8 protein-coding genes are annotated in these 11,870 nt (G+C 65.5%); 5 read left to right on the top strand and 3 right to left on the bottom strand.

Features of this window, described 5'->3' with window-relative positions; genetic code table 11:
- Positions 1 to 99: 99 nt before the first annotated feature.
- The 5 genes from OQ02_RS44520 to OQ02_RS38835 all read left to right on the top strand — a co-directional run bounded on the left by OQ02_RS44520 (position 100) and on the right by OQ02_RS38835 (position 5,605).
- Positions 100 to 315 (top strand): hypothetical protein, encoded by a 216-nt coding sequence (locus tag OQ02_RS44520; RefSeq protein ID WP_156077608.1) that lies wholly within the window; start codon positions 100 to 102, stop codon positions 313 to 315.
- A gap of 72 nt (positions 316 to 387) precedes the next feature.
- Complete coding sequence (locus tag OQ02_RS43355) at positions 388 to 1,605, top strand: restriction endonuclease subunit S (RefSeq protein WP_197043712.1); 1,218 nt, start codon at positions 388 to 390, stop codon at positions 1,603 to 1,605.
- Positions 1,606 to 1,939: 334 nt separating this feature from the next.
- On the top strand, positions 1,940 to 3,211 hold the full coding sequence (locus OQ02_RS38850; RefSeq protein ID WP_033443693.1) for an AAA family ATPase: 1,272 nt from the start codon (positions 1,940 to 1,942) through the stop codon (positions 3,209 to 3,211).
- Entirely contained in the window at positions 3,208 to 3,891 is a 684-nt protein-coding gene (locus tag OQ02_RS43350; RefSeq protein WP_081916271.1) for an RloB family protein, read from the top strand. The genes OQ02_RS38850 and OQ02_RS43350 overlap by 4 nt, the downstream gene beginning before the upstream one ends.
- Positions 3,892 to 3,904: 13 nt before the next feature.
- Positions 3,905 to 5,605: a type I restriction-modification system subunit M gene (locus OQ02_RS38835; RefSeq protein WP_051773471.1), complete on the top strand. Its 1,701-nt coding sequence runs from the start codon at positions 3,905 to 3,907 to the stop codon at positions 5,603 to 5,605.
- Here OQ02_RS38835 and OQ02_RS46475 read toward each other — a convergent pair.
- The 3 genes from OQ02_RS46475 to OQ02_RS38820 all read right to left on the bottom strand — a co-directional run bounded on the left by OQ02_RS46475 (position 5,602) and on the right by OQ02_RS38820 (position 11,640).
- Positions 5,602 to 6,672, bottom strand: coding sequence for an integrase core domain-containing protein (locus OQ02_RS46475; protein WP_033443690.1), 1,071 nt, complete (start codon positions 6,670 to 6,672; stop codon positions 5,602 to 5,604). The two genes, OQ02_RS38835 and OQ02_RS46475, sit on opposite strands and share 4 nt — an antisense overlap.
- A gap of 205 nt (positions 6,673 to 6,877) precedes the next feature.
- A complete protein-coding gene (locus tag OQ02_RS38825; protein ID WP_197043711.1) occupies positions 6,878 to 10,774 on the bottom strand; it encodes a WD40 repeat domain-containing protein in 3,897 nt (1,298 codons plus the stop codon).
- Positions 10,771 to 11,640 carry a hypothetical protein gene (locus OQ02_RS38820; protein WP_197043710.1) on the bottom strand — a complete coding sequence of 290 codons (870 nt, stop codon included), beginning with the start codon at positions 11,638 to 11,640 and terminating at the stop codon, positions 10,771 to 10,773. The genes OQ02_RS38825 and OQ02_RS38820 overlap by 4 nt, the downstream gene beginning before the upstream one ends.
- Positions 11,641 to 11,870 lie beyond the last annotated feature (230 nt).

The following is an 11,870-nucleotide window of genomic DNA, read 5'->3' as shown; positions in this document are numbered from 1 at the left end:
GCGCAACGCCCGAGCCCAACCCAAGACCGGGTTCGCCACCGACTCACCCATCCGCACCTGGACCCATTACCCGGCCAAGGCTGCGTGACAAGCCACTAGTTGACCGTATACCAGCTTCCCGCCTACGCGCCGAACCTCCATCTGGTCGAAGGCCTCTGGTCGGTGCTGCGGCGCCGCTGGTTGTCCAACGTCGCGTTCACCTCCCTCGACCATCTCGTTCAGGCAGCCCGACAGAGCTTACGCAAGATCCAGTGCCGTAGCGACATTATCGACGGCTGCCTCGCCAGCGCCGGAACTCAACTCCATCTCACCTGACCTCAGTCGACACTACAAATTGAGGGGCGGTAAACTGCGGTGCCGCGACTGGCCAGCGATTGGAGTTCGTCCGTGTCCGAGTATCCACCGGATTGGGATGTCGTCGAGTTGGGCAGGATTGGTACCTGGCTGTCGGGCGGTACTCCTTCGACGGCCAACCCAGCCTATTGGGATGGAGAAATTCCGTGGATCAGTGCCGCAAGTCTAAAGTCATTTGAGATCGGCGAGTCTGAGCGTCGTGTCACTGAACTTGGCGCGAGAAGCGGTACCCGGAAGGTTCCTTCCGGCACCGTCATATTTGTCGTTCGGGGGATGAGTCTAAAGAATGAGTTTCGGGTTGGAGTCACCAATCGCGAAGTTGCTTTCGGGCAGGACTGCAAGGCGATACTGACGCCTGCAGGGGTGGGCCCGCGCTTTCTTGCCTATTCTCTGAAGGTAAGGGAAAATGAGATACTCGCCATGGTTGATGAAGCGGGTCATGGCACTGGCCGATTGCCTTCTCAGCAGATTGCGAGTCTACGAATTGGGCTACCGGACGAACGTGAGCAAAGACGTATCGTCGACGTTCTGGACTCAGTTGATGAAGCGATTAGCTCTGCAGATAGAGCGATCGCTAAGTTGCGACAGGTGGCACATGGGCGTCTGGCTGAGTTCCTATTCAATCAGCCGGAAAGGTCTGCTCGCTGGTCGACGGCCCTGCTGGGAAGCGTTGCGTCAATCAGTGCAGGGGTGACTCTTGGAAGTGAGCCGCGCGGTCCAGGAACGGTTGAGCTTCCTTACTTGCGGGTAGCGAATGTCAAGGACGGTTTCATTGAAACCTTGAATGTCAAGCGGGTTCGTGTGCGAGAGTCTGATGTCGGTCGGTTCGAACTCCTTGCTGGCGATATGTTGATGACGGAAGGTGGGGATTTCGACAAGCTCGGTCGGGGTGCGGTTTGGGATGGCCGTATTAGTCCATGCCTTCATCAGAATCACATCTTTCGCGTTAGGTGCGATACTGGAAAGATGCTCCCGCATTTTCTGTCCGCGTATTCATCCTCTCCTTGCGGCAGGCAATGGTTTGTTAACACGTCGAAGCAGACTACAAATCTAGCTTCGATTAGTCTTGGGCAACTTTCCAATTTTCCTGTACCTTGCCCTCCTGTTGCTGATCAAGCTTTGATAGTGGATCAGTTGGCGGCCATTGAGGCGACTATTGACAAGCTTAATTTGAAGATCGCGAAGCAGTTGGCTTTGAGGGTCGGTATCGCGGATGAACTCTTGTCTGGATATGTGCGCGTCAAGACGTGATTTGGTTGCGACGGGATGGATTTCATCTCGATCCTGCTGAGATGACGCGGTCCCCATCGGGCTGCTCGGGCAAGTTTCCTGCAGTCAGCTGCCGGGTGATCGTACTGCGGCGTCGCGAGGGCCGGTGACAGGTCTTTGGGCATGGCGATGTGGGTCGGTCCTGCACGTCCTCAACGGAGTGATGCTGTGCACACGTTCGGGTTGTGACTACCTGCTGGTAGCCGTTCGGCCTACCCTGTGGCCAGGGAAGATGCCGGGTTTTTGGTCCTGTTCTGCAAGCTTCTGACGTGAGATACTGCAAAAGCTGGCCCAACGCGGGCGGAGGAGGTGAGCTGTGCTCCTGAGGTTCCGTGTTGCCAACTACCGCTCGCTCCGCGATGAGTATGAGCTGGCGTTCGTGGCCTCGGACGTCGACCACGAGATCGTCCGGCACACCGGGATCGAGTCCGGCGGCAAGGAGATCGGTGTCATCCCCGCGGTAGGGATCTTCGGCGCCAACGCCTCCGGCAAGTCCAACCTGCTCAGTGCCCTCGTAGCCATGCGCGCAGCCGTGCGTGACTCGGTGGCGGACTGGGCACGAGACGAAGGCGTGCCGAGGGACCCGTTCGCACTCGATCCCGCATGTCGACGCGAGAACACACTGTTCGAGGTAGACCTTCTGCTGGGCCAGACCAAGGTTCGCTACACCTACGGCTTCGAGCTGTCAGACGAGCGCGTCGAAGCTGAGTGGCTCCATGCCTACCCCGGCGGTCACAAGCAGGTGTGGTTCGACCGCGAGGCTGATCGAGCTGGTGGCGAGGAGTTCCGGTTCCCCAACGAGAACTTGCGCGGCGCCAAGAAACTGGTCGAACTGGCGAGGCCGAACGCCCTCTTCCTCACTGTCGGAGCTACCTTCAACAACAAGCAATTGCGGCCGCTCCACCGGTGGTTCACAAACAACTTTTGGGTGGTGGCTTCGGATGACGCCGGCGTCGCCCAGCGGAGCGACTACACCAGGCAACGGTTGGTTGATCCGAAACGAGGAGACGACTACCGCAAACGCGTCGAGTCGCTGCTGCGAGTCGCAGATCTGGGAATCGTCGGGCTGGACATCGACGAGTCACTGCCGAACGACCAGCAAGTCAAGCTGCTGCATCGCACCGGACGTGGCAAGCCGCTACCACTCGACTTCCGCACCCAAGAATCGCTTGGTACGCACGCCTGGTTCGCCTTCCTTGGCCCTGTGCTGGAGATGCTGGAACGAGGTTCGGTGTTGCTGGCCGACGAACTCGACTCCAGCCTGCATCCCGTCCTGGCCGCTGAGGTCGTCCGGCTGTTCCAAGATCCAGACGCGAACCCGAACGGTGCTCAGTTGTTGTTCACCACCCACGACGCCACGCTCTTGGGCAAGGGCGTGGTGGGGCGTCCGCTGAGTCGCGACCAGGTGTGGATCACGACAAAGCGCGGTACTGGCGAAACTGAGCTCTATCCGCTTACCGACGCTGGCCCGCGGACCACTGACAACTTGGAACTCGGTTACCTGCGCGGGCGCTACGGTGGCGTGCCACGGGTGACGGCCGGCGAGCTGGCCCGCGAGGTGACGGAACTCGTGTCGGGGGGCGTGTGAGCAGGCGCAGTAATCCGAACGCGGACAAGCCACTGCACAAGACCAAGGGTGCTTCACGCGAGCATCGCGTCATCTATGTCGCGGTCGAGGGAGAACGTACCGAGGTCGACTACCTCACGTACCTCAAGAAGGATCTCCTCGACTCGAAGCGGATTACGCTGCATGTCCTGGCCAAGCGGAACGGGATGAAGCCTCTTGAGGCTGTCGACCACGTTCTCGCTCAAGCTGAGGATCCGCGGCGCGATGAGCTCTGGGCGATGTTCGACCGCGATCAGCACGAAGGCATCCCGCAGGCGTTCGACAAGGCCAGCGCGAAGAACGTCAATATCGCCTACTCCAGTCCTTCGTTTGACCTGTGGTTGCTTCTGCACTTCACCGGGTTCAACTCGGGGCGGCAGAGCGGATCCAGCACCATCGTGCACGAGCAGCTGCGCAGGCAGCGTGGGTTTGAGACGTTCGACATACGGGGCGACAAGAGCGTCAGAGGCGAACGCGTCGAGGCCCTGTGGGACAAGCACGAGATCGCCGCACGCAATGCGAAGAAGCTGGCGAACGACTGCCCGACCACGACGTGCTCCGACCAAGCCGGACACGACGACGATCACTGTCCGCCGCTGAGGCGGGATCCATGCACCGACGTGTGGCGGCTGCTCGTCTCACTGAAGATCATCGACGCCTGAGTAAGGTTCGCACGTGGCAAAGCTGACCCTCTCCCAACTGGAACGGCATCTCTTCACTGCGGCGGACATCCTCCGCGGCAAGATGGACGCCTCCGAGTACAAAGACTTCATCTTCGGGATGTTGTTCCTGAAGCGGTGCTCGGACGAGTTCCAGCCCGAGTGGCAGCGCGTCTACGAACTGATGATGGATCGCACCGACGGCGACGTCGACCAGTCGCTGGCCTGGGCGAACAACTCGGACGCGTATGCGGAACACATCTACGTCCCTCCCCACGCCCGCTGGTGGAAGGGGCCGCACCTGCGCAGTGCCGGCGACCAAGCCCCGCCGAAGGGGCTGAACCAGCTCACGGTCGCGGACACGGTCGCCACGGAGCTCGACAAGGCGATCGCCAACCTGGAGAGCCACAACGGCAACAGCCTGCGTGGCGTGCTGCGGCACATCCAGTTCAGCCGGGAGACCGGCCAGACGAAGCTGACCAACCGCGAACTGGTCGACCTGATCCACCACTTCGACCGGTACCGCCTCCGGGACATCGACTTCGAGTTCCCGGACATGCTCGGCGCGGCCTACGAGTACCTGATCGCCGAGTTCGCCGACTCTGCCGGCAAGAAGGGCGGCGAGTTCTACACGCCGCGCTCGGTGGTGCGGATGATGGTGCGGCTGGTTGACCCGCAGCCGGGCGACAGCGTCTACGACCCATGTGCGGGCTCAGGCGGAATGCTCTTGCTGGCCAAGGAACACGTCGAGGAACACGGCGGCGACGTTGAACAGCTCGCCCTCTACGGCCAGGAGAAGAGCGGCACCTCCTGGGCGATGGCGAAGATGAACCTTCTTCTGCACGGGGCCCGAGATGCCGATCTTCGCAACGGTGACACGCTCGAGGAGCCGTTGCATCGTGACGGCGACAAACTGAGGCGGTTCCGGAAGGTTCTCTCCAACCCGCCGTTCTCGCTGAACTACCGGACCGAGGACGTGAAGTTCGCCGACCGGATGATGTTCGGGTGGGCCCCGGAAACCGGCAAGAAGGCCGACCTGATGTTCGTCCAGCACATGGTCGCCGTGCTGACGCAGAACGGCATCGCCGCGACCGTGATGCCGCATGGTGTCCTGTTCCGCGGCGGAGCAGAGCGCTCGATTCGCGAGAACATGCTTCGTTCTGACGCTATCGAGGCGATCATCGGCCTCGGCCCGAACCTCTTCTACGGCACCGGGATTCCCGCCTGTGTGCTGGTGTTGCGTAGCCCAGGCGGCAAAACCGACCCTCGCAGGCAGAAAAAGGTCCTGTTCATCAACGCCGACCGTGAGTACACCAGCGGTCGGGCGCAGAACGAGCTGGGACCGGAGCACACCGAGAAAATCGTCAGTACGTACAGGGACTGGCAGGAGATTCCCGGCTACTCGCGTGTCGTGACGGTCGACGAGCTGCTGGCCGAAGAGGCCAACCTGAACATCCGTCGCTATGTCGACAACGCACCGCCTCCTGAGCCACAGGACGTGCGGGCGCACCTCCATGGTGGCATGCCCAAGGCTGAGGTCACGGCCAAGGCCGATCTCTTCTCCGCGTTCGGCGTGGAAGCGCAGGTGTTGTTCGTCGAGCGGGAACCCGCCGATCCGGACTACTACGACTTCCTACCGGAAGACGCGAAGGTCACCGCAGAGCGGGTCACCCTGTGGGGTGCCAAAAGTCGGCCATGTGCTCTGACCTGCGGTTAGGCTGCTGTGGGTTCGTACTCGTTGATCAAGCTGCCGAGGACTGGTCGGCGGCGTATCGACGTGCAGCTCGGCTCTGCGATCGGTCGATCCGGTCGTGGTGGTGCGAGTTGTAGGGCTTGGTGAGGTCTGCGGTGGTTGTAGTGAGCCACGTAGTGCTGCAGCACTGATCTCAGGTGGTGTTCGTTGAGGATGAGTAGTCGGTCGGTGGCTTCGCGTCGGACGGTGCCGACGAATCGTTCGGCGTGGGCGTTGGCTCGCGGACACCGTGGTGGGATCTTCACGACCTGGATACCCGCATCGGAGAAGACCGCGTCGAACGAGACGGTGAACTGTCCGGCCCGGTCGCGGACGAGGAACCGGAAGTCGTCGGCCCGGTCGCCGAGGTCCATGAGCAGGTTGCGGGCTTGTTGTGTGGTCCATGCTCCGTCGGGGTTGGTGGTGGTGCCGAGGATGTGGACGTAGCGGGTGGCGACTTCCATTACGAAGAAGACGTACACGCGTTTGAGGGTGACGGCGCAGTCGACGTGGAAGAAGTCGCATGCCAACATGCTCGCGGCCTGGGCGCGAAGGAATCGTCGCCAGGAGGTGTCGGTGTCGCGCTGGGGCGCGGGCGGTATTCGCAGGCGCTTGAGCACGCGGCGGATGGTCGAGGCAGCTGTCCGATGTCCGAGCTTGAGCAGCTCGCCTTGGATGCGGCGGTAGCCCCAGCCCACGTTTTCTCGGGCCATTCTCTCGATCAACGCCACCACAGTGTCGTCGATCGGTGGGCGTCCGGTGCGGTTCGGGTAGGTCCACTTCTTCGCTACCAGGCGCCGGTGCCAGCGCAAAACGGTGCCCGGTGTCACCACTCGGTGCTCGCGCAGCAGTCGGGGGAGTCGGCGCACCAATGCGGTGAGCACCGCGCGATCGGCCCAGTCCAGTCGTGGGCGGGGGTTGGTGCGGCGCAGCACTGCGACTTCGTGCCTTAGTACCAGTAACTCCACGTCTTTGGCCGCCGATGACCTGCCGAGCAGAATCAGCCAGCCGATGAGCCGGGCGAAGATCAGGTACAGCAGTCGTAACGCCACACCCCGCGATCATGCCCTGGTGGTCCAGCGTGCGCGATCGTCGCAGCTCAGCAGCTCAGCAGCTCAGCAGCTCAGCAGCTCAGCAGCCCAGTGCAGAGTTCTGACACCCCACACGACGGCGTGCCTGCTGCCTGCTCAACCTGGACGCGGGCGGTCGCCATCGGATGCACGACCGCCGTTCCGCCCTATCGGTCGACGGTTCGGGTCATCGCTGAATTTTATGGGTGACGACGAGGTCCCATCCACTGCTGTTGACGATCTCTCCACGGGGACCGACGGCCAGCGCCCGGATCTCGTTCTGGCGGAACAGAATGTCTCCCGTTCCGCTGTTCAACTGCCACATCCACACCGCGCTGTCGTCGCCGGTGACGGCGACGGGGCGGCCGTCGACCACCGCACACGCCACCGCCGACACCGACCTGGTGTGGCCGGTCAGGGTGGTGCGCAATATTCCGTCGATCAGGTCCCACACCCGCACGTCACCGTCGTAGCCGCCGGTGACGGCGACGGGGCGGCCGTTGACCACCGCACACGCCACCGCGCCCACCCCATCGGTGTGGCCGGAGAGGGTGGTGCGCAATGTTCCGTCGATCAGGTCCCACACCCGCACGTCACCGTCGTAGCCGCCGGTGACGGCGACGGGGCGGCCGTTGACCACCGCACACGCCATCACCATCGTCTCGCCGATGTCGCCGTAAAGGGTGGCGCGCAGGGTCTCGTCGATCAGGTCCCACACTCGCACGTCACCGAGGTAGCCGCCGGTGACGGCGACGGGGCGGCCGTTGACCACCGCACACGCCACCGCGCCCACCCCGCCGGTGTGGCCGGAGAGGGTGGTGCGCAGCGTCCCCTCGAGCAGATCCCAGACCCGCACCGTGTCGTCGTCGTCACCGGTGACGGCCACGGGCCGCCCCAGGACCACCGCACAAGCCACCGTCCGCACCGGCCTGGTGTGGCCGGTCAGGGTGGCGCGCAACGTCCCGTCGTCCAGGTCCCACACCCGCACGTCACCGCCGTAGTCGCCGGTGACGGCAACGGGACGGCCCTGGAGTTGAGTGCACGCCGCTGCGGTGATGTCGGTCCCACCGATGGTGGACGCTGTTTGTGATCCGACTTCCGGCAAATCCCACACCCGCACGTCACCGTCGTAGTCGCCGGTGACGGCGACGGGGCGGCCGTCGACCAGCGCACACGCTACCGCGCTCACTGCACCGGTGTGCTCGGCGAGGGTGGCGCGCAGGGTTCGGTCGAGCAGGTCCCATACCAACACCGTGTCGTCGTAGCCGCCGGTGACGGCGACGGGGCGGCCGTCGACCACTGCACACGCCACCGCGCCCACCCTGCCAGTGTGGCCGGTCAGGGTGGCGCGCAACGTCCCCTCCTCCAGATCCCACACCAACACCGCACCGTCGTCGCGGCCGTCGTCGGTGACGGTGACGGTCAGGGTGGAGCGCAGGGTTCGGTCGATCAGGTCCCACACGTGTACCACGCCGTCGTAGCCGCCGGTGACGGCGACGGGGCGGCCGTCGACCACCGCACACGCCACCGCGCCCACCCCCCATACTCGCACCATGCCGTCGGAGCCGCCGGTGACGGCCACAGGACGGCCCTGGAGTTCAGTGCACGCCACTGCCATCGTCATACCGGTGTGGCCGGCGAAGGTGGCGCGGTGGGCGGTGCTGGCTTGTTTACCGGTGGCCCAGTAGGGGCGCCAGGTGAGGTTGTGGATGAGTTCGGTCGCGAGGGTGATGTCGCCGAAGCGGGTGGCATCGATGGCCAGGGTAAGGCGGCGCTGGCGCGGGGTGAGGTCGCGATAGGCGGTGTTGCGGTAGATCGCGCGGGTGCGCACCGCAATATCGCCAGTGGTGTAGTTCAGCGCCGGGAGCAGGGTGTCGGGGTCGGCGTGAACGAGGTATTCGGGGTCGGTGAGGAGCTCGTCGACACGGCCCGCTCCGATGGCGTGGCTGGCCAGGTGGATGCGGGTGTAGGGGTGGGTGCGGGTCCAGTCGGTGCGGGCGTCGGAGCCGAGGGGAACCCGGTCGAGCAGGAGGCCGACGAACGCCGAATGCACCGCGCGGTGGTCGACGCCGTCGCGCAGGTGTTCGGCCAGGGCCTGGTGGTAGAGCCGGTAGAGCGAGCGGCTGTCTTGGATGTTTTCCACGATGTAGGAGCCAGCGTGGTCACGCAACCACAGCAGGTCGTCGTCGGTGTAGTGGCGTCCGGAGATGCATGAGGCCAGCGGCGCCCAGACGTCCTCCCACGGCAGCCCGTTCCCCTGGGCGAAAGCCAGGGGCAACAGCAGGTCACGGGCGCGTGCGGCGTCGGTTCCGAGGCGGGTATCGAGGTCGTGGCGCATGGCCTCGCCGGGCAGCCGGGGCAGCGAGCGCCGCCAAGCGGCGTCGGTGGGATCGACGACGGGTCGGGAGGCCAGGGTGGCCGCGGTGATGCGGGCGACCAGGAACGAGGGGTGCGCGGCGTCGACGACGGCCTGGGCGACGGGCAGCAGGCGGTGGCGGGGCTGGCCGCGGTAGGTGCTGTCGGCCACGGCGCCGAGCAGAGTGCGCAGGGCGTAGGCGGTCATGGCCTCGGGGTCTGCGTAGCGCTCGGCGTCCAGGTCGACCACCCGGTCGACGTCGCCGCGGTGCAGCCCGGGTGCAAGGGCGGATAGCAGGTGTGAGCGGGCGTCCAGCAGGTGTGGGCGAGTGCCCAGCAGCAGCCGGATCCGACCTTGGGCCTGGTCGAGCAGCGGTGCCAGCAGTCGGCCGACCAGGTCGTGGGGTGCTGCGGCCTCGTCCATGCCGTCGAGCAGGACGGTGAACGGTGTTCCCCGCTGTCGGAGCGTGGGTTCCAGGCCTGTCAGAAGTTGTCCGAGGTTGGTTGCGTCCAGGCGTGCGGCCGAGGCCAGGGCGTGCAGCATCTGTTCGGTGGTGGCCTGTTGCGCGGTTAACCGGACATCGATGACCCCGGTGGCCGGGACGGCGCCGGATGACAGGCCCAAGGTATGGACAGGGACGGTGTGGCGGCGGTCGGGGTCGGCGAGGGTGGCCAGCAGTCCCAGCACGGCCGACTTCCCGGAGCCGGGGTCCCCGGTGACCACCCGCAGTGGCCGGGCGGGGTCGGGGATGTTGAGCCAGGTGGTGAGGTCGTGCAGGGCGGTGTGGCGGCCCATGAACCACCAGCCGCCGCCGGGGGCGTCGTGGCTGGCCATCGCGCGGCGCACCACCGCGTCGCGGAACGCCTTCTCCTGCTTGTCGGCTGCGGCCCGCCACTGCACGGCCTGTTGGACGGCCAGGTCGACGCCGTCGAGGGTGGGGGCGTGGCGGGGATTGGGCAGAAACGGCGGGGCGTGGCCGGTCATGCCGATCTGGGCGATGCCGATGCGCTGGTGGTCGGGCACATGCTTGTTCATCTCGGTGACCAGCGCCTGTAGGTCCAGCGTGGCCGGGCCGTGTCCGGCGACCGGCACGGCGTCCACCGCCCAGCGCAGCAGCCTCGGGAACGCCCCGGTCGCTGCCTCCTCGAACGGCTGCGCGGAGACGATGACCGTCATGCCCGCGCCGGGGTGCCGTCCCCAGGTGTCGGTCAACCGGGCCAGGGCAGCCGCGGCGATCTCGTTGCCGCCCCGCCCGGCCTGGCAGGTATCCAGCATCAGCAGCAGCCGCCGGACCTTCGTACCGCGTAGCATGCCCGCGGTCAGGTCCGCCGTGGTCACTGCGGCGCCGAGGTGGTCGGGATGGGTGTCGGAGGTAATGAGCACGTGCTCGCCGGTGTCGTCCAAGACGTGCCCGTGGCAGGTGATGTAGACCGCCAGCATGTCCGGTTCGCCGATCGGGTCGGCCGCCAGCGGCGAGCACGCCGCTTCCAGACCGGTGGTTAATTGATGCCGGGTGGGGTCTAGCCCCAGATCGCTGAGGTGCCGATAGCCGAAGCGGCCGGTGAACAGCTCGATCAACTCGCGGCGGGCCTGGGTCAGCGCCGGGCGGTCCCATCCCGGGTGGTGGTGGTGTCGGGTGACGGCCGTGGCCACCAGCAGCCGACGCCCCTCCACCGGCACCGACCCGCCGGACGGTGAGGAAGCAGGAAAGGAGGTGGTGCCGGTCATGCCAGGCCCGCCGCGATCGCCGCGCCGGTCACCGCGTCGGTCAGATACGGCACCACTGAGTGCGCCTTGGCGCCGTTGTCCACCACCGCGTTGCGCACCCGCCGGCCGAAGCGCGGCCGCAGGTCCTTGACCAACGCCACCACATCGCCCGGGTCGGCCACGTTGGTCCACACCAGCTCCTGGTCGCCGGGCCAGGCGCCCTGCCCGTCGACCGGTGCGGGGTCCAAGCGGTCGAACATCAGGTTCGCGATGCCCAACGGCGAACCGAGCGTCACCAGCGCCCGCACCCTGTGTCCCGGTGTGGCGCACAGCGCCTCATAAGCCACCACCGAGCCCAACGAGTGCGCCACCACTACCCGTGTATCGGCCTCCAACAGCTCGGTCACCCGCGCTCGTGCCGCAGTGCGCACGGCCGGCTCAGTCAGGTACCGCGCGACCTGCTTGAGATCGCGCACCATCACCCGCAGCGCCGCTCCGGCGAAGAACCGCGAATTCGACAACTGCATCAGTCCGCGCTGTACCCACTGCGGCGTGGCGGCCAGCGTGTCCCCACCCGGCGGCGCCACCCGCCCGTCGACCCGCGCCGCCTCGGCCCACCACGCCGCCAACAGCTCACGCTCCAACCCCGCCGCCACGTCGGCCACGCCCAGGATCGGATCACCCACCGCCAGAAACGACCCCGCCGGACGGAACACATCGCCGTAGAACGCCATCGCCACATCCACCGCCCGCACGTCCAAGGCGGCGGCCACCGACCTCGACGATGCTGTCGTGTCGGCGTGACGCCGCAGACCGTCCAGCAACGCTGGCTGCCAGTCCTTCAACAACGACCCCTCTCCCAGCACCTGCTGACCGATCCCGTGCACACACACCACCGACGCCACGACACCCCCACCGAACACCGAACACCGAACACCGAACACCGAACACCGAACACCGAACACCGAACACCGAACACCGAACACCGAACACACGATCATCACCAGAACCGGCGTGTTGAGCTTCCCCCGATAACCCGAGATGGTTGTTACCTGGATCGGATCGGTGATGCCGGGATGGTAGTCGGTTCGGCCTGGGCGGCGTGCCAGGCGGCTTC

It is taken from the genome of Saccharothrix sp. NRRL B-16314 (assembly GCF_000716595.1).
GTDB lineage: Bacteria > Actinomycetota > Actinomycetes > Mycobacteriales > Pseudonocardiaceae > Actinosynnema.
This window is presented reverse-complemented; position numbering and strand designations above follow the sequence as displayed.